The organism is Pseudomonas sp. PMCC200344, assembly GCF_030053095.1.
In the GTDB taxonomy this organism is placed as follows: Bacteria; Pseudomonadota; Gammaproteobacteria; order Pseudomonadales; family Pseudomonadaceae; genus Aquipseudomonas; species Aquipseudomonas svalbardensis.
The window spans coordinates 559478-578314 of sequence record NZ_CP125618.1 but is presented as its reverse complement, the minus strand read 5'-3'; the positions used below and the strand labels follow the sequence as shown (position 1 = coordinate 578314).

The following is an 18837-nucleotide window of genomic DNA, read 5'->3' as shown; positions in this document are numbered from 1 at the left end:
TTGCAGGAAGGCGCGCAGTCTAGCCATTTAGGGACGGCACCAAAAGAGGGCATTGCACATTCCGTGCAGCCCTCAATTCCATCAGAACTTGATGAAATGCTTGCGGTAATGCTGCAGCTCGGCGATCGATTCGCGGATGTCGTCCAGGGCCAGGTGAGTGCTGCCCTTTTTGAAGCTGTCGCGCACGTCCGGCGCCCAGCGTGCGGCCAACTCTTTCAGCGTCGAGACGTCGAGGTTGCGGTAGTGGAAGAAGCTTTCCAGCGATTTCATGTGGGTATAAAGGAAGCGACGATCCTGGCAGATGCTGTTGCCGCAGATCGGTGACTTGCCCTTCGGCACCCATTTCTCCAGGAAAGCGATAGTTTCGGCTTCAGCTTCGGCCATGCTGATACGGCTGTCGCGAACGCGCTGGGTCAGCCCGGAGCCGCCGTGTTGACGGGTATTCCACTCGTCCATGCCGGCGAGAATTTCGTCGCTGTGATGGATGGCGATCACCGGACCTTCGGCCAAGGTGTTCAGGTCACTGTCGGTGACGATGGTGGCCATTTCGATGATGACGTCGGTATCAGGGTTCAGACCGGTCATTTCCAGGTCGATCCAGATCAGATTCTGCGGGTTTTGCATGTGTCGGCTCCTAGGCAATGCTGCGCAGTTTAGCCTAGGGCGGCAGCCGGGCGTGCTAAACTCGCGGCCGTTTTACCTAATCGCTGCATTCTTGATACGGAACACCTATGGCCAAACGCCAACTCAATCGTCGTCAAAACTGGCGCATCGAAAAGATTCAGGGCGAACGCGCTGCCCGCGCCGCCAAACGCGAGTCCTCGGCTGTCGAGGCACTTGAGGGTGGCGATCTGGGTCCGGAACAGACAGGCCTGGTGATTGCGCACTTCGGTGTGCAGGTCGAAGTCGAAGCCCTCGATGGCGATTTGGCCGGCCAGGTGTTCCGCTGTCACTTGCGCGCCAACCTGCCAGCGCTGGTGACCGGCGATCAAGTGGTCTGGCGTGCCGGCAACCAGGGCATCGGTGTGATCGTGGCGCAACTGCCGCGTAAAACCGAACTCTGCCGTCCGGACAGCCGTGGTCAGCTCAAACCTGTAGCCGCCAACGTCGACATGATCGTCATCGTCTTCGCGCCACTGCCCGAGCCCCATGCCAACTTGATCGACCGTTATCTGGTTGCTGCAGAGCACGCCGGCATCCGGCCGCTGCTGTTGCTCAACAAGTTCGACCTGATCGACGAGCAGAACGCCCCCGCGTTGAACGCCTTGCTGGCGGTTTACCGCACCCTGGGTTACCCGGTGCTGGAAGTCTCGGCGCACCACGGCAACGGCATGGAGCAACTTCAAAAGCAATTGGACGGACGCATCAGCGTGTTCGTCGGCCAGTCCGGCGTCGGCAAGTCGTCGTTGGTCAACAGCCTGTTGCCTGAAGTCGAAGCCCGTGTCGGCCCGCTGTCCGAGTTGTCCGGCCAGGGCACTCACACCACCACTACCGCGCGGTTGTTCCACTTCCCCGGTGGCGGTGAGTTGATCGACTCCCCGGGTATCCGCGAATTCGGCCTGGGCCACGTCAGCCGTTCCGACGTCGAGGCCGGTTTCATCGAGTTCAACGACCTGATCGGCACCTGCCGCTTCCGCGACTGCAAGCACGACCGCGAGCCGGGTTGCGCTCTGCTCAAAGCTCTCGAAGAAGGCCGCGTGCAGCAGCAACGGATGAACAGCTACCGCTCGATCATCGCTAGCCTGCCGGAAACCAGCTACTAAACAGACGCGCCCGCTGCCTCGACACTGACGGGGCGGCGCGCCGCTTGTAGCATCCTACAAATATCCTCACCCTTTAAACGTCAGAGACTTCTGTAAGGCTCTTGCACGCCTGTTTGTAGGGGAATTCTCTTTATCCGTGCAGGTCTTGTTGCGACCACTCAAGTGCATACATTCGAGCCCTCTTCGCATTTTGGCGATACCGAGGGATACCCATGCAAACCTATCATTTGTTCATCAGCCATTCGTGGAACTACTCAGACGCCCACGACAATCTGGTCCGCCTGCTCAACGCGAAGCCCGGCTTCACGTTCAAGAATTTTTCGGTGCCACCGGATAACCCGATCACCGGTGCGAAAACCGACAAACAACTCGAAGAAGCCATCGAAAACAAAATCCGGCCCTGCTCGGCAGTGCTGATCATGGCGGGGATGTATTCGACCTACAGCAAGTGGATCAACAAGGAAATCGAGATCGCCAGGCGAATGGGCAAGGTGATCATTGCGGTGAAGCCGTTTGGTGCGGAACGGATTTCTACCGTGGTGCGCCGGGCAGCACACGCAGAGTGTGCGTGGAACACCAACAGCATCATCAGTGCCATTCGCACTCACGCGGCGGGTTGAACCATGCGCAAGGGATTGTTCATCGGCATTAATAACTACAGCCATGTTTCGCAATTGAGTGGCTGCAACAACGACGCGATGGCCATGGCTTCGGTGCTGAAAACCGACGCCAATGGCGATCCGAATTTCAAGAACCTGGTCCTGACCTCCGCCGAAGATTACCTGAGCCGCGAAAAGCTCGAAGGGCATATCCAGGAATTGTTTTCAGGCGATTGCAGCGTTGCACTGCTGTACTTCGCCGGTCACGGCAACTTCGACGTCGACACGGACGAAGGCATGCTGATCCCCCAGGACTACAAATCCGCCAAGGATGGAATTCGCATCAGCGACATCCTGAATTGGGCGACCAAAGCGGTAAAAATCAAAAACAAAGTAATTATTCTCGACTGCTGCCAGGCGGGCTCGGCGGGCGAAGTGCGGGCGCTACGCAGCGAAAGCAGCATGGTGTGCGAAGGCATGACCATCCTCACCGCGTGCAAAAAGGAAGAGCCGGCGATGGAAGGCGCCAACCACGGGGTTTTCACGGGGCTGTTGCTGCAAGCACTGCACGGCGGCGCCGCAAACATATTGGGAAAGATAACCCCAGGCAGCCTCTATTCATTCGTCGACAACGCTCTCGACGCGTGGGAACAGCGCCCGGTGTTCAAGACCAATGTGTCGCAGTTCATTTCATTGCGAGAAGTCTCGCCGCTGATCCCCAAAGAGATTCTGCGCAAACTGCCTGATTGGTTCGCCGAAGCCGAATCAATGTTTGCCCTCGACCCCAGCTACGAACCTACCGAAGCCACGTTCGATCCAGAACACGGCGAAGTCTTCTCCCAACTGCAAAAGTGCAACCGCCACAGCCTGATCGAACCGGTGGACGCCGAGCACATGTACTACGCGGCCATCCACTCCACCGGTTGCCGCCTCACCGCCCTCGGCGCCTATTACCGCGAACTCGCGATCAAGGGACATTTCTGATGCCTGTGTTTATCAGCTATCGCCATAGCGATCGGCCCCACGCCATCGCCATCAACACCCGTCTTATTCAGGCCAACATCAAGACGTACTTCGACGTGCTGGATCCGGAATCACAGACCACTGACGACATCACCGGGGTCATCACCCGCAACATCACCGCGTGCACGCACTTGCTCGCCGTGATTTCGGAGAACACCGCACAGTCCTGGTGGGTGCCGTTCGAGATCGGAGAAGCGACCATCAGCAATCGCCGCATCTGCTCGTACCAGGTTGGCCCCAGCGCTTTACCGTTGTACCTCGACAAATGGCCGAAACTGAGCGGCGATACGGACATCAATTTTTTCATTGATGCTTATCGTGAGGAGTTGATAACCAAACGCTCGATAGGACTGGAATCGATCAGTGAGTCGGTTCGCGGCATCTACAAAGGAAATGCAGACCTGTTCCACGACCAACTCAAGAACCGCATCCGACGCGGTTTCTGACAGCTCACAAAAAAGCCGCGAATACCGCGGCTTTCTGATCTTCAGCGCGTTGCTTTTTCCAGCCTCCAGCCCAGCGCATCCAAGGCGTCGCAGCCATCCTGTATCAATATGTGAGCAGCATTGGCGAAATGCTCTAGATCATGACCTTCGGCATCCTTCACGCACAGGCAGGTGACGCTGTTGAGCAGATTACGCGCGGCTTTGAGTCGGTGGACGGCGGTTTCAAGAAGATCGGAAGCGCGGGCTTCGGTGTCGATGTACAGCGTCGGGCCGACGCTGAAGTTGCCTTGGAGGGGGTGGAATTTAGGCATGGCTTGAATCTCATCTGATAGGTGAAGCTCCCACCCTTTCGCGGCTAAACGAATTAGGTGGTAGCTGTGCGCGGGTTTAGCCGACCGGACAGATGACCCGGTACACCCGAAGGTGTCCCACACACAGCCACCATAGACATGTAGTTGCCAGGCAGCAAAAAGCGCCGCGATTATACGGGCGCTTGTGCATCATCTGATACGACCGGCTAAAGTCGATCACCGATTCGTCGGCGACGGACAAACTATAGGCGAGCCTTAAGCGAAGAAAAACCCGGTTTATATGTCTCGGAGACTTCCTACACCTTTCTCGGACATGCCCTCATTCCTTGATTTTTACCGCGATCAGGTAGATCTAATTACATTCTTGCAGGCACAAAAAAGCCGACATCGCTGTCGGCTTTTTTGCGGGTCACTGCTTCGGTGGTTCTGCTGGCTTCGGAGCATCAAACAAATTCAAACGCTCGCGAAGCTCATGTGCCGGCAACGGCTCTTTATCTGCCGGCAACGCGTTCGGGTCGGCTGGCGTGGCGGGCACTTCGCCCGGGCCGCCCTGCCCTTGCGTCGGCGTTGGTTCTGGAGCCGGTTCGGCACCTTGCGAACCTTCAATGGCACGCTGGGCTTTCTTGGTCAGCACCACGATGTCGATACGGCGATTGACCGGATTGAACGGGTTCTCGCGATCGAACAGTGCTGACGAGGCATAACCGACGACCCGCGCCACCTGTGCATCCGGATAGCTGCCAGCGATCAGCGCACGACGTGCCGCGTTGGCACGGTTGGCCGAGAGCTCCCAGTTACCAAAGTCACCGGTGCCCGTGTACGGCTTGGCATCGGTGTGGCCGCTGATGCTGATCTTGTTCGGCACCGCTTTGATGGTGTCGGCCATGGCCAGCAGGATATCTTCGAAGTACGGCTTCAGACGGGCACTGCCGGAGTCGAACATCGGCCGGTTTTCGGCGTCCACGATCTGGATGCGCAAACCGTCCGGCGTGATTTCGAACAGGATCTGGTCTTTGAATTTCTTGAGTTGCGGGTTCTCTTCGACCTTGTTCTGCAGTTCTTGCAGCAACAGTTCGAGACGTTCCTTCTCGACCTGCTCGGCCATGCCTTCAACCTGCTCGGCGTCGATGGTCACCTTGTCCGGCTGCGGCTGAGATTTCACCTCGGGGTTGAGGGTGTTCTCCGGCGCCAGGGTCGGCGAGCCGCCCAGGTCGATGATGTACGGCGTGCCGCTTTCGGAAAAGCCGACCGGGTCCTTGAAGTAGCCGGCGATGGCGATCTTCTGTTCAGGTGTTGCGGTGGACAGCAGCCACAGCACCAGGAAGAACGCCATCATCGCCGTTGCGAAGTCCGCGAAGGCGATTTTCCAGGCGCCCCCGTGATGCCCACCGGCGATGCGCTTGACGCGCTTGATGATTATCGGCTGGTTATTTTCCATGGCTTAGCGACCGCGAACCGCTTGTTCCAGCTCAGCAAAGCTAGGACGGTGCGCCGGGTACAGAACCTTGCGGCCGAACTCTACCGCCAGCGATGGCGGCATGCCGGAGGCCGAAGCGACCAGCGAGGCCTTGATGGCTTCGTAGACGTTAAGTTCTTCCTTGGCATCGTGGCCCAGGGAAGTGGCCAATGGGCCGAAGAAGCCGTATGCCGCGAGAATACCGAAGAAGGTACCGACCAGGGCTGCACCCACGTGTAAACCGATGGATTTCTGGTCGCCTTCGCCCAGGGAGGCCATGGTCACCACGATACCGAGCACCGCCGCGACGATACCGAAACCCGGCATGGCGTCGGCAATGCCGTTCACCGCGTGGGCAGGGTGTTCCAGGTCTTCCTTGAGGCTGTAAAGCTCCATGTCGAACAGGCCTTCAAGCTCATGGGGAGCCATGTTGCCGGAGGACATAATCCGCAGGTAATCGCAGATGAACGCGGTCATGCGCTCGTCTTTGAGCACGACCGGGTACTTGGCGAAGATCGGGCTCGCGGAGGCATCTTCGATGTCGCCTTCGATGGCCATCATGCCTTCGCGACGGCTCTTGTTGAGGATCTCGTAGATCAGGCCCAGCACTTCCAGATAGAACGTGTGGTTGAAGCGCGAACTGAACATGCCCAAGGACTTCTTGAGCACGTGCATGGTCATGTAACCGGGGTTGGCCTGCAGGAATGCACCGAGGGCCGCACCACCGATAATCAACACCTCGAAGGGCTGAATCAGGGCGGCAATTTTGCCATGGGAGAGCACGTATCCGCCGAGCACGCTCGCGAATACGACGATGATGCCGATTATTTTAGCCATAGGTAGGAGAGCACTTACTGAGTCGGGTTCAAGGTCATATTCGGAAGTTAAAAAATCTCTTCTTCTACTTATCGGCAAAACTGCGCCAGACTATAGCCAGTTCAGGCGAAAAGCCAATTTGGCCCGCTCCGGGCATAGGTAATGCAGACGATGATCGCGTCCAACCATGGCTAACGAAACGAACGTTCCAACTCCAAAACCAACCACTCTCGAAGGCTGGGTCAAGCTTCTCGATGGCGTGCGCCTGCCGGTTCCGCAAGTCAGTCATGACCGTGTCTGCAAAGCCATCGCCAACAGTCGCAGCTCCCTGCGCGATATCGCCGAACTGATACAGGACAGCCCGGCGCTGGCGCTGAGCGTGATTCGCGAAGCCAATCGCCACACCCATGGCAGCATGACCGAGCCTGCGGAGAACCTTGAGGTGGCGATCAATCGCCTCGGTTTGAAGCGCACCGAAGAACTGCTAGCCCGCCTGCCTGCCCAGCCGCAATCGGAGATCCCGATCGCCCTGCGTCAGCTGCAGCTGATCAGCCAGCACGCGACCCAACAGGCCAACGGTTTTTTCGCCAGTCGCCTGGCGCGGCTGTGGCAGGACATCCACTGGGGCAGCCTGCTGTTTCTCTCGCCGCTCTGGCCGATGGCGTTGACCCATCCGCAGCTGCTCGAAGAGTGGGAGCTGCGGGTCATCCACAAAGGCGAGTCAGCGCGCAAAGTCGAAAAGCAATTGTTCGGCGCGCGCCTGCTGGACATCTGCCTGGCGCTCGTGGACATCTGGCGCCTGCCAATCTGGGTGCAACAGGGTTATCGGCTGCTGCTCAACGAGCAACGTGAGCTGGTGAAAGTGCTGCGCATCGCGCGCGACAGCGATCATCCATTGCGCCAACAGAACCGCCTCGATGACGATCCGACCCTGCGCCGCTGGCTCAATCAACCGGCCAACACGGTGCTGCTGGCCAACGGACTGGCGCTGTCGGCACAACAGGCTTGGGACAGTCCGCACAGCGAACGCTGGCAGTACCTGACCAGCCTTTACCTGCAAATGCCGATGGATGAAGTGCAGCAGCAGTTGCACCAACAGGCCGCCAACAGCGCCCGCCATCACGCCATGCCGGACCTTTGGCACCCGGCCGTTTCACTGATCTGGCCGTGGGGCATGAACCGCGTTCACGCCGGATTGCTGCCAGCCCCGGCACCGACTGCCGAAGACTTGGCGAAATGGCGCAGACAGTGTGCCGAGTTGCTGGTTGAGCCGAGTCGCTTCACCAATGCCATGCACTTGACCACCTCTGCCCGGGACGCTTTGGTCGCGTGCGGCATGCGTCGGGTGATGATCCTGATGGCCGACCGCACCCATGACAATCTGCGGGTGCACCAGACGGCCGGGCTGCCAAAAGAAGTGGCCGGTCTGAACTTCGTCGTCAGCCAGAGCACCGTGCTGCAACGCCTGCTCTCGCAACAAGCCCAGGTGCGCCTAACACCGGCCAACAACGCACAATTTTCCGCTCTGTTGCCGGCCAGCCTGCGCTCACAGTTCGGCGGCGAACACTTGCTGTTGCGCTCACTGGTCAATAATGGTCGGGTGATCATGATTGTGGTGGCGGATCAGGGCGGCGGGCCGTTCTCGGAAATCACCGTGCAAGCCTTCGGCAAAACCGCACAGTGCATCGAAAAGGCACTGCACAGCTTTAGTCACCGCGGCCAATGACGCTGCTATACAATCCTCCCCTTTGTGTTCTGGAGACCTCACATGTCTGACTTCTCTGGCTTGGCGCTGGTGATCGAGCCGAGCGACTTGCTCGCCCGTCTCGACGCCCGCGAACTGATTCTGGTGGACCTGACCAGCAGCGCCCGCTATGCCGAAGGGCATATCCCCGGTGCGCGTTTTGTCGATCCGAAACGCACGCAACTCGGCCAGGCGCCTGCGCCGGGACTGATGCCGCCGCAAGCGGCACTCGAAGCGTTGTTCGGTGAGCTGGGCCACAACAAGGACGCGGTCTACGTGGTCTATGACTACGAAGGCGGTGGCTGGGCCGGTCGCTTTATCTGGCTTCTGGATGTCATCGGCCACAGCCACTACCACTATGTCGATGGCGGCCTGCATGCCTGGCTGGCAGAAGGCTCGCCCATGTCGATCCAGATCCCGGCTCCGGTCGGCGGCCCGGTTGCGTTGACCCTGCACGACGAACCCACTGCCACCCGCGAATACCTGCAAAGCCGTCTCGGTGCCGCCGACCTGGCAATCTGGGACGCACGTGGGCCGCTGGAGTACTCCGGCGAGAAAGTCCTGGCGGCCAAGGCCGGGCACATTCCCGGCGCGGTCAATTTCGAATGGACCGCGGGCATGGATCAGTCGCGCCACCTGCGCATCCGCACCGACATGCCGCAGATCCTGGAAAAACTCGGGATCAGCAAAGACAAAGAAGTGATTACCCACTGCCAGACTCACCACCGTTCTGGCTTCACCTATCTGGTGGCCAAATCCCTCGGTTATCCGCGGGTCAAAGGCTACGCCGGTTCCTGGGGCGAATGGGGCAACCACCCCGATACGCCCGTAGAGATTTAAGGTTTTTAAGGACAGTTAATGAATAAGCGTTTGTTTATCCTCAGCCAATACCTGCTGCCCCATCACCTGTTGTCGCGACTGGCCGGCTGCATTGCCGAATGCCGCGTGCGCTGGTTCAAGAATGCCTTCACCGCCTGGTTCGCCAAGCGTTATCAGGTGGACATGTCGCAGGCGCTCGTTGAAGACCTGACGGCCTACGAGCACTTCAATGCATTCTTCACTCGCGCCTTGAAGGACGGCGCTCGCCCGCTGGACGAGACGCCAGGCGCGATCCTCAGCCCGGCCGACGGTGCGGTCAGCCAACTCGGCCCGATCGAACACGGTCGCGTGTTCCAGGCCAAGGGCCACAGCTTCAGCGTGCTGGAATTGCTGGGCGGCGACGCTGCCAACGCGGCGCCGTTCATGGGCGGTGATTTCGCGACTATTTATCTGTCGCCGAAGGACTACCACCGCGTGCACATGCCGCTGGCTGGCACCCTGCGCGAAATGGTCTACATCCCGGGCCGGATCTTCTCGGTCAACCAGACCACCGCCGAAAACGTTCCGGAACTGTTCGCCCGCAACGAGCGTGTGGCGTGCATTTTCGACACCGAGCGCGGGCCGATGGCCGTGGTGCTGGTGGGGGCGATGATCGTTGCGTCGATCGAAACCGTTTGGGCCGGGTTGGTCACCCCGCCTAAACGCGAGCTGAAAACCTTCCGCTACGACGAAGCTGCCCGTGCGCCGATCTATTTGGAGAAAGGTGCAGAGCTGGGTCGGTTCAAACTGGGTTCGACCGCTGTCGTGCTGTTCGGGCCTGATCAAGTGCAGTGGGCTGAAGAACTGGCGGCCGGTTCGCCGGTACAAATGGGCCAGGGTATGGGCCTGGCAAAAGCCTGATCGCTGATCCGACCCCGCGAACGTCTTCGCGGGGTCGGACATTTCGGTGGTGCCGTTACTCTATCTGTCCACGGAAGCCGATCGGCCCTTCGTTGGCGTAGGTATTGGTGCCACTGAGGTTTTTCCCTCCATCACTGGAGGTCACGCTCAACGCCACAACGTTCTGATTATCCCGGCCTCCGATGACCCATTTGCCACCCGGATGCCACGGGGCATCGTTGCCGCCCCACTGATTTTCAACGTTGTACTGGTTCTGGCCCGTGCGCTGAGCCTTGAAGCCAATGGGACCTTCACCCGCATACGTCATGGTGCCAGTGAAACTCTTCCCGCCATCGCCCGATTTGATCTCGATCGCGACAACGTTCTGGTTGTCCCGCGCGCCTAGCGTCCAGTCTCCGCCCGGATGCCAAGGTGCCGAACTACCGCCCCATTGATTTGCCACTACATATCTAGACATAAACTTCATCTCCTTGAAGTTACAAAGAGACCTGCCCTGCGTAGGCAGCAGGCCATACGACTTTGCGTTTCCAGTCGCACGACTGTCAGATTAGTAGTACGCCCGGAGGGCACTCGACTGACAGACAAACGGTAGAAACCCATAGCTGCTACAGTCAGGTCATTCACTGCCCATTTACCGGTTGGAGTTTTTCCACGGCATGAATGAGACCAGCCCCCACCTCCTGCTACGCGCCCCGATCCCGACGCAGTTGCGCCTGTCGTTCTGTGAAGCCACCCCGCGTGATCTCAAGCGCTGGATCGCCAATCTACCCAAAGCCAACATCGGCGAAACCGCTCGCCAGCTGTATCAAGGCTTGAGCGAACTCAACCAGCTGCTCACGCCCAGCGACAATCGCCTGCAATTGCTCGAACTGCTGCGGCCCGAGGTGTATTACGTCTGCAAACACCTTGAGCAGCATTTCCTGCATCAGTCGATTGTCCTCGAGGAGCGTTCGCGCAAGATCGCCAACCTCTGCCAGGCGCTGCAAAGTCACTTGGCCATTGGTTATAAACAGATTGTCGTGCGCATCACACCGAAGTTCAGCAAGGACCGTGCGCCGCTGCTGACCCAGGCGCTGCAACGGGCGATCCATTGCCTGAACGGGCCGCTGATTCGCGCTACCAAACTCTATTGCCCGGTGCCGGAAGGCTTGTGGCTGGAGCTGCATCAGCTTTACCGGATCGCCTGCGCGCACCGGCTCCAGCACACGAGCCTGCGCGATGAGCTGGCCAGCCAGACGCAAAACCTGAGTATCGAACAGACTTACGTGGTCGCCTTACTGCTGGGCGCCTCACGCTGCAACCAACTGCGCCAGCACCAGATTGCCCGGGTAGCCGAGGTGCTGGAGCCCTGGAGCCAGTGGATCAAGCTGCAACCCGGCAACCCGGCCACCGGGCTGTTCGCCGTCGTGCCAGACCTCGACACCGGACCGCGTTACCGCACCAAGTTCCGGGCCGAACAGCAAGAGAGCTTATTGGGGATTGATCCGCAGCCGTTGGTCGCGGCGATTGAAGCTCATTTGCAAAAAAATGACAGTTCATCACCGCTGCCCGTGCCAGCAGGGTTAAGCCTGGATACGTTGCAACACCTTCATGCCGCCTGGGGCCAGACTGCCGAGCGCAGTTTCCAGCGCACCGTCGGCCAAGGCACGTTGACCCTGTGCATAGGCATGAGCGCGCTGCACTTTTATCTGGGTGGGCAACGCTCATTCAGCGACATCCTGAAAAACCACGGCGCCCGGCCTGCACAATTTTCGGTAACGTCGGCGTCCGGCCGGGAAAAGGACCAATGGCACCAGGCCTTCGACGCCGCCCCCCAAGTCAATGCAGACGCTCTATTGCCCTACGAAGAGATCGAATACCCGCAGCTTCAGAATGACGACAGCCACGAAGCATCCGACCGCAATCAGCACTTCCCGACCCATGTCCTGTCAGTAGTCAATCACAGCCCCGGCGGTTACTGCCTGGCCTGGCCTGGCGCTGTACCGGCCGAGTTACAGGCGGGTGAGATGGTCGGTATCGAGGATTCTGCCAGTCAGGGCTGGAGCATCGCGGTGGTGCGCTGGATCCGCCAGGTGCGCGGCGGTGGCACGCAGATGGGCATCGAGCAGGTTGCCCCCTTCGCCGAGCCTTGCGGCCTGCAACTGGTGCGCACCCGTGATGACCACAGCCAATACCTTCGCGGTCTGTTGCTGCCGCAAATCAGCGCCATCGACCTGCCGGCCACTCTGCTCGCACCGCGCCTGCCCTTTCAGGAGGGCAACAAGGTCATGATCAATACCCACGGCGAGGAACGCCGGGTCGGGCTGGAGCGGCAGGTGGCGAGCACCAACAGCTTTAATCAGTTCGCCTACCGTCCACTGGAAACCGTCAGAAACGACAACGCCGCGGTGAGCGGCGCTGAGGAGGATTTTGATTCGTTGTGGAAAACGCTTTGAGGGTGAATCTGTAAAACCGCGGCGCCCTCCTTCGCGAGCAGGCTCGCTCCCACAATTGATCAATGTCTATAACACGATCAATGTGGGAGCGAGCCTGCTCGCGAAGGGGCCAGATCAGGCAGCAAATACCTCAAAGTTGCCCGTCGCGATCCCGGAAACCCAGCAGATACAGCACGCCATCCAGCCCAAGGGTAGAAATTGCCTGCTTCGCCGACTGCTTGACCAGCGGTTTGGCACGGAACGCCACGCCCAACCCGGCAATCGCCAGCATTGGCAAATCGTTGGCGCCGTCGCCGACCGCAATGGTCTGCTCCAGACGCAAACCTTCCTTGTGCGCCAGTTCCTTCAGCAGATCCGCCTTGCGCTGCGCATCAACAATCGGCTCGACCGCCACGCCGGTAACCTTGCCGTCGACCACTTCCAGTTCGTTGGCGAACACATAGTCGATGCCCAACTTGGCCTGCAATTGCTTGGCGAAGTAGGTAAAGCCGCCCGACAGGATGGCGGTTTTGTAGCCCAGACGCTTGAGTTCGGCGAACAGGGTTTCGGCACCTTCGGTCAGGCGCAGGGAGGCGCCGATGGAGTCCAACACGCTGACGTCCAGCCCTTTCAACAAGGCCAGGCGCTCCTTGAAGCTGGCGCGGAAGTCCAATTCGCCGGCCATCGCCCGTTCAGTGATCGCAGAAACCTGATCGCCCACACCGGCAGCCTTGGCCAGTTCGTCGATCACTTCGGCTTCGATCAGCGTCGAGTCCATGTCGAACACCGCCAGACGACGGTTGCGGCGGAACAGTGAATCTTCCTGGAAGGCGATGTCGACGTTCAGTTCCTGCGCGACGCTGAGGAATTCGGCCCGCAGCGCTTGCGGATCAGCCGCTTCACCACGAACGGAAAACTCGATGCAGCCCTTGCCCTGATCGGCCGGGGTGTCCAGCGGCATGCGCCCGGACAGACGATCGATATGGTCGATGTTCAGGCCATATTTAGCGGTGATCGAACTCACGGCCTGCAATTGCCCGGCAGTCACTTTGCGGGTCAACAGGGTCACGATGTGGCGTTTCTTGCCCTGATTGCCAACCCACTGCTGGTAATCCTCTTCGGACACCGGCGTGAAACGCACCTGCTGATCGAGCTTGTAAGCCGTGAACAGGATGTCCTTGAGCACCGACTTGCCTTGCTCGGTGTCAGGAATTTCAACCAGGATGCCGAACGACAAGGTGTCGTGGATCACCGCCTGACCAATGTCGAGAATGTTCACACCACCCTGGGCCAGAACGCCGGTAATGGCCGCAGTCAGACCCGGACGGTCGACTCCCGTGATGTTTATCAGGACGATTTCGCGCAAGGCGCACCCCCGCAAGTGGAAAAAAACCGCATTCTACCCACATTCAGTGACCATCGGGCACCGTGAGCGCTTTGACGGTCTAGGGCCTGTCGCTATACTGCGCGTCAACTTCACGGACAAAAGAGCCGAGCTCAAGTGAACCGGCCCACGCCAGTAAAAACCGATAACTTCTTTCTGCTGATCTTCCGTGCACTGCGCCATCGCCGTGTACCGATTGCATTGCGCATCGCCAGCCATAACGTGATCCTGGTCGCTCTGGCCCTGGTGATCTATGCCTGTGTGATGGGTTTGCAGTTCAAGCAGGCCATGCACGAGCAGGCAGATGCCCTGGGCGAGAGCCTGACCACGCAGACTGCCACGTCCGCCACGGAGCTGCTGGTGTCCAACGACATCCTCAGTCTCAACGTGCTGCTCAATAACCTGACCAAAAACAAGCTGGTGGCTCACGCTGCCATCTACAGCGTGGATAACCGCATCCTCGCCGAAGCCGGTCAGCGCCCCAAACATAGCCTGCTGGGCGAAGCCGAAGGCATGTACCAGAGCAAGATCACTTTCCAGGACGTGACCGCCGGGCAACTGCGCATTAGCCTGGACATGGATCAGTTCCAGCAGCCGATGACCATCAGCCTGCAAAGCATGGGCATTTTGAGCGCGATTCTGCTGGCGCTGTCCCTGGCCTTGAGCCTGCGCCTGGGTCGGCACATCTCCACGCCGTTACTGCAATTGCGGGTGTGGCTGCGCCATATCGACGAATACACCCCGGCCACCGAGCGTCAGGATGAGATCGGCGATCTGGCTCGCCAGCTGCACGCCGACTTCGCGCCAGAGCCCGCCGAGCCGGAACCTGCTCCAGAGCCTGAGTACGACGAAAGCGACTACGAAGACGCTGACGATAACGAGCCCACCTTCGAAATGCGCAATTTGCGTGACCCGAGTTTCGATGAAGCCAAGCCTGTGGCCGGCCTCAAACCTGCGCCACGGCGCATTGTCAGCACCGTTGAAGACGATGATGACGACGATGCATTTGCCGACCTGCGTGATGAATCAGCGTTGACCGCGCCGAAACCGGTAGCAAAACCGCAACTATCGAACGTGCCGCAGCACAGCGCGGTGCTGGCCGTACAACTGGGCGCCCAAGATCAGCTGCGTCGCCTGCCCCGCACACGTCTGGAAGAACTGCTCAAACGCTATCGCGACTGCCTCGATCAGGCCGCCTCGCTCTACCAGAGCGAGCTGCACACCCTGAACGATGGCAGCACGCTGATGCTGTTCCACACCGAAGACAGCGGCGACGACTACCTGACCAACGCCATCTGCTGCGGTGAATTGTTGCGAGCTCTGGGCCATCAGTTACAGATCGAAGTCGCCGACAGCGGCATCACCCTGCAATTGCAACTGGGCCTGACCCTGGGTGACGAGCTGTTCGGTCTGAGCCAGATTGATCTGCTGCTGACCGAAACCGCTCAGGATGCGCTGGCGCTGTCGCAACACAGCCGCAACCTGTTGCTGGTGGAGCGCAAGATCGGTGACGACGCGCTGATCCGCCAGCGCGCACGAATCCGACCGATCGCAAGCCCGGAAGGCGCTTGTTGCGTAGAGCGACTGATGGAACCTTATCCGTCGATGCTTGAGCGGCAACTGGCGCGGATGCACGAACGTCGGGCGTAAGTAGCCCCGTTATGAAAAAGCCCGCAGACGAGTAATCGTCTGCGGGCTTTTTGTTGATTCTGAAAAATGCGCTTGCCTCTAGAGCCACCCCTCACCCTAACCCTCTCCCCAGAGGGGCGAGGGGACTGACCGAGGTGTCTTTCGAGGTACATCGACCTGAGATTCCGAGTCGAACTCAGGCTTGAAAAGCTTGAAGATCCGCTCCCTTTCCCCCTCTCCCCTCTGGGGAGAGGGTTGGGGTGAGGGGTGGATCTCAAGCCGTACACATATTCGAGGCACTCACCAATCAATCCTCAGAAACAACAAAACCCGCATCAATGCGGGCTTTGCTTCGGATCAATCCAGGCTTAGAACCTGAACACTTCCATATCGGTCCGGATCGGCGAAGCCATCGGAATCTTCGGTTGCTTATCCTTTTCTGCCGCAGGCGCCACAGGCTTGGCAGCCGGCTTTTTTGGCGCTTCGGCGATCGGTGGCTGATTGGCCAGCGGCTTGAGCGCCGTCGACAGTTGCTCGGCCAGACGCTGCAGCAATACACCCTGAGCCTGAACCTGAGCCGCCGTGCCACCGGCATGCTGTTCCTGCAGGTGAATGATGCGGTTATCACGAACATGGCCACGACGGTCGATCAGACGCCATTGCGCATCAAGGATCGCCGGTTGCGCCTCACCCGAGTCCAGGCGAGTAATCGTCAGAAGAACCTGCACATCCGGCGTGAAGCCCACTGTCGCTGGCGCCAGCACTACGCGCTGACTGTCCAGATGACCGGCGATCTGACGCAGCAGCAGCTGATCGATATCCGACGACAGGCTACCCGCCCAACGACCATCAGTCGAAGCTTGCAGGCTGCCATCCGGCTGGCGCTGCAACAACGTTTCGCGTTGCAGGTAATCAGCGACCGTTACCGGACCCAGCAATACAGCCATGCCCGCGCTTTGCGCAGGCTGAGCCGGGCTTCCGCTGTCCAGCTGATACAGCGACACCGGTTGGTGAACGCTGCAACCCGCCAGGCCAAGAACGCCAGCGAGCATCAAAATAAAAGGAAGGCGCAGAGCAGTCATCGTCCCATCCAGGTGGTTGCCACAAGGCTAACCACAATGAAAATACTCAATAAATATGAAGAACGCTCGACCACGCCGGCGCTTGAAAGGCCATATCATCCGTGAATATGCGTTCCGACTCCAGCGGCAAAGCGTCGATCTACGCGTTAAATCGTAGATCGAGCGCTCTAGGACGCTTAATTGAGGTTTTCGACGAGCAGCGCATCTACCCTCTGAAAGCCACGTGGCAATTTGTTACCACGACGTCCACGCTCACCTTTGTAGTGTTCGAGGTCGTCAGCTTTCAGTGACAAGGTACGTTTTCCGGCCTGAAGCACCAACGTGGCGCCATCCGGCAATACGGCGATGTCCGTGACATATTCTTCGCGACTGGCCACACGCTCACCGGAGATCCCGATGATCTTGTTGCCTTTGCCCTTACCTAATTGTGGCAGATCGCTGATTTTGAAGATCAGCAGGCGACCTTCGGTGGTCACCGAGGCCAGCCAGTTCTGCTCACGATCAGCCACCGGACGCGGCAGAATCACCTTGGCGTTGTTCGGCAGGCTCAACAGTGCCTTGCCAGCCTTGTTCTTGGCTTGTAGGTCTTCACCCTTGACCACGAAACCATAACCGGCGTCGGACGCGATCACGTACAGCGAATCGTCTTCCGGCATCAGCACGCACTCGAAGCTCGCCCCTGGCGGCGGTGTCAGACGACCGGTCAGCGGCTCGCCCTGGCCTCGGGCCGATGGCAGCGTGTGCGCAGCCACCGAATAGCTGCGACCGGTGGAATCGATAAACACCGCAAACTGGTTGGAGCGGCCGGGCGCCAAGGCTTTGAAACCATCCCCGGCCTTGTAGGAAAGCCCGGTGGCATCGATTTCGTGCCCCTTGGCGGAACGAACCCAGCCTTTTTCCGACAGGACGACGGTTACTTTCTCGTTCGGCAGCAGATCGTGTTCGGTCAAGGCCTTGGCTTCGGCGCGCTCGACGATTGGCGAGCGACGGTCGTCGCCGTAAGTTTCGGCGTCCTTGATCAGTTCGGTGCGGACCAGTTTTTTCAGCTTGGCTTCGCTGCCCAGCAGGGCTTGCAGCTTGGCTTGTTCCTTGAGCAGTTCATCCTGCTCGGCACGCAGCTTCATTTCTTCCAGTCGCGCCAACTGACGCAAACGGGTGTCGAGAATGTAGTCGGCCTGGATTTCGCTCAGGGCGAAACGCTCGATCAGCGCGGCTTTCGGGTGCTCCTCGGTGCGGATGATGTGAATCACTTCATCCAGGTTGAGGTAAGCGATCAACAAACCGTCCAACAGGTGCAGGCGACGCTCGACCTTGTCCAGGCGGAATTGCAGGCGACGACGCACAGTCTGGACCCGAAATTCCAGCCACTCGACCAACAGCGCACGCAGGTTTTTCAGCTGCGGCTTACCATCGAGGCCGATGATGTTGATGTTGACCCGGTAGCTCGACTCCAGCTCGGTGCTGGCGAACAGGTGTTGCATCAGCGCGTCATGGTCAAAGTTTTTGCGTGCGCCCGGAATAATCACGATCCGGCACGGGTTTTCGTGGTCGGATTCGTCTCGCAGGTCAGCGATCTGCGGGGCCTTGGACGGCTTGGCCTGCATCATGGCCGCGATCTGTTCCAGCACCTTCGCGCCGGATACCTGATGCGGCAGCGCGGTGACGATGATGTCGCCGTCTTCAATGTGGTACACGGCGCGCATGCGCACCGAGCCCTTGCCGGTTTCGTACATTTTCAGCAGGTCGGCACGTGGCGTGATGATTTCCGCTTCGGTCGGATAATCCGGACCCTGGATGTGCTCGCAGAGCTGTTCGACCGTGGCTTTCGGTTCATCCAGCAAACGCACGCAAGCCGTGGCGACTTCGCGCAGGTTGTGCGGCGGTACGTCGGTGGCCATGCCTACGGCGATGCCGGTGGTGCCGTTGAGGAGGATGTTCGGCAAACGTGCCGGCAACACCAGCGGCTCGTCGAGGGTGCCGTCGAAGTTCGGGCCCCAATCCGCTGTGCCCTGGCCCAGCTCGCTGAGCAGCACTTCGGAATAACGCGACAGCCGCGCTTCGGTGTAACGCATGGCGGCGAAGGACTTGGGATCATCCGGCGCACCCCAGTTACCCTGGCCGTCGACCAGCGTGTAGCGGTAGCTGAACGGCTGGGCCATAAGGACCATGGCTTCGTAGCAGGCCGAGTCGCCGTGCGGGTGGAACTTACCGAGCACGTCACCGACGGTACGCGCCGACTTCTTGTGCTTGGAATCGGCGTCCAGCCCCAACTCGCTCATCGCATAGATAATGCGTCGCTGTACCGGTTTCAGGCCGTCGCCGATATGCGGCAAGGCACGGTCCATGATCACGTACATGGAATAGTTGAGGTAGGCATTTTCGGTGAAGTCAGCCAGTGACCGGCGTTCTACACCGTCCAGGCTGAGATCAAGGGAGTCGCTCATGCGGGCC

17 protein-coding genes are annotated in these 18837 nt (G+C 59.4%); 9 read left to right on the top strand and 8 right to left on the bottom strand.

All coding sequences use genetic code 11. The annotated features are described in order from the left end of the window. Positions 1–81: 81 nt before the first annotated feature. Complete coding sequence (gene orn / locus QFW87_RS02575) at positions 82–624, bottom strand: oligoribonuclease (protein WP_008035288.1); 543 nt, start codon at positions 622–624, stop codon at positions 82–84. 107 nt (positions 625–731) lie between these two features. Here orn and rsgA point away from each other — a divergent pair, with 107 nt between their 5' ends. The 4 genes from rsgA (at position 732) to QFW87_RS02555 (ending at position 3831) form a co-directional block, all read left to right on the top strand. Next, complete coding sequence (gene rsgA, locus QFW87_RS02570; RefSeq protein ID WP_283182713.1) at positions 732–1763, top strand: small ribosomal subunit biogenesis GTPase RsgA; 1032 nt, start codon at positions 732–734, stop codon at positions 1761–1763. Between the two features lie 212 nt (positions 1764–1975). After that, a complete protein-coding gene (locus QFW87_RS02565) occupies positions 1976–2383 on the top strand; it encodes a TIR domain-containing protein (RefSeq protein WP_283189741.1) in 408 nt (135 codons plus the stop codon). Between the two features lie 3 nt (positions 2384–2386). Further along, positions 2387–3346, top strand: a complete 960-nt coding sequence (locus tag QFW87_RS02560; protein WP_283182712.1) for a caspase family protein — start codon at positions 2387–2389, stop codon at positions 3344–3346. After that, the gene (locus QFW87_RS02555) at positions 3346–3831 is read left to right on the top strand and encodes a toll/interleukin-1 receptor domain-containing protein (RefSeq protein ID WP_283182711.1); all 486 of its coding nucleotides are present in this window, start codon (positions 3346–3348) and stop codon (positions 3829–3831) included. Before QFW87_RS02560 ends, QFW87_RS02555 begins: the two co-directional genes overlap by 1 nt. A 41-nt stretch (positions 3832–3872) precedes the next feature. Here QFW87_RS02555 and QFW87_RS02550 read toward each other — a convergent pair whose 3' ends face one another. From QFW87_RS02550 to motA, 3 genes are all read right to left on the bottom strand, one after another. Beyond that, positions 3873–4142 (bottom strand): hypothetical protein, encoded by a 270-nt coding sequence (locus QFW87_RS02550; RefSeq protein WP_283182710.1) that lies wholly within the window; start codon positions 4140–4142, stop codon positions 3873–3875. Positions 4143–4551: 409 nt separating this feature from the next. Beyond that, complete coding sequence (gene motB / locus QFW87_RS02545) at positions 4552–5580, bottom strand: flagellar motor protein MotB (RefSeq protein ID WP_283189740.1); 1029 nt, start codon at positions 5578–5580, stop codon at positions 4552–4554. 3 nt (positions 5581–5583) lie between these two features. After that, positions 5584–6435: a flagellar motor stator protein MotA gene (gene motA, locus QFW87_RS02540; protein WP_283189739.1), complete on the bottom strand. Its 852-nt coding sequence runs from the start codon at positions 6433–6435 to the stop codon at positions 5584–5586. A gap of 166 nt (positions 6436–6601) precedes the next feature. On the opposite strand from motA, the gene QFW87_RS02535 reads away from it, so the two are divergent. The 3 genes from QFW87_RS02535 to asd are packed head-to-tail and all read left to right on the top strand — an operon-like array spanning position 6602 to position 9877. Continuing rightward, positions 6602–8140 carry an HDOD domain-containing protein gene (locus QFW87_RS02535; RefSeq protein WP_283189738.1) on the top strand — a complete coding sequence of 513 codons (1539 nt, stop codon included), beginning with the start codon at positions 6602–6604 and terminating at the stop codon, positions 8138–8140. Between the two features lie 42 nt (positions 8141–8182). Next, positions 8183–8998, top strand: coding sequence for a rhodanese-like domain-containing protein (locus QFW87_RS02530; protein ID WP_283189737.1), 816 nt, complete (start codon positions 8183–8185; stop codon positions 8996–8998). An 18-nt stretch (positions 8999–9016) separates the two neighbouring features. Next, complete coding sequence (asd, locus tag QFW87_RS02525; protein ID WP_283189736.1) at positions 9017–9877, top strand: archaetidylserine decarboxylase; 861 nt, start codon at positions 9017–9019, stop codon at positions 9875–9877. Positions 9878–9932: 55 nt separating this feature from the next. Here asd and QFW87_RS02520 read toward each other — a convergent pair whose 3' ends face one another. Beyond that, positions 9933–10334 carry a hypothetical protein gene (locus QFW87_RS02520; RefSeq protein WP_042932429.1) on the bottom strand — a complete coding sequence of 134 codons (402 nt, stop codon included), beginning with the start codon at positions 10332–10334 and terminating at the stop codon, positions 9933–9935. 199 nt (positions 10335–10533) lie between these two features. Between QFW87_RS02520 and QFW87_RS02515 the strand changes: the two genes are divergently transcribed. Beyond that, on the top strand, positions 10534–12312 hold the full coding sequence (locus QFW87_RS02515; RefSeq protein WP_283189735.1) for a molecular chaperone: 1779 nt from the start codon (positions 10534–10536) through the stop codon (positions 12310–12312). A gap of 130 nt (positions 12313–12442) precedes the next feature. Here the strand turns inward: QFW87_RS02515 and serB are convergent, their stop codons facing one another. After that, a complete protein-coding gene (gene serB, locus QFW87_RS02510) occupies positions 12443–13657 on the bottom strand; it encodes a phosphoserine phosphatase SerB (RefSeq protein WP_008153333.1) in 1215 nt (404 codons plus the stop codon). Positions 13658–13792: 135 nt separating this feature from the next. Here serB and QFW87_RS02505 point away from each other — a divergent pair, with 135 nt between their 5' ends. Continuing rightward, the gene (locus tag QFW87_RS02505) at positions 13793–15325 is read left to right on the top strand and encodes an AhpA/YtjB family protein (RefSeq protein ID WP_283182703.1); all 1533 of its coding nucleotides are present in this window, start codon (positions 13793–13795) and stop codon (positions 15323–15325) included. 347 nt (positions 15326–15672) lie between these two features. On the opposite strand, the gene QFW87_RS02500 is transcribed toward QFW87_RS02505, so the two are convergent. Continuing rightward, the gene (locus QFW87_RS02500) at positions 15673–16386 is read right to left on the bottom strand and encodes an ABC-type transport auxiliary lipoprotein family protein (protein ID WP_283189734.1); all 714 of its coding nucleotides are present in this window, start codon (positions 16384–16386) and stop codon (positions 15673–15675) included. Positions 16387–16562: 176 nt separating this feature from the next. After that, entirely contained in the window at positions 16563–18830 is a 2268-nt protein-coding gene (gene parC, locus QFW87_RS02495) for a DNA topoisomerase IV subunit A (protein WP_283189733.1), read from the bottom strand. Positions 18831–18837: the final 7 nt, after the last annotated feature.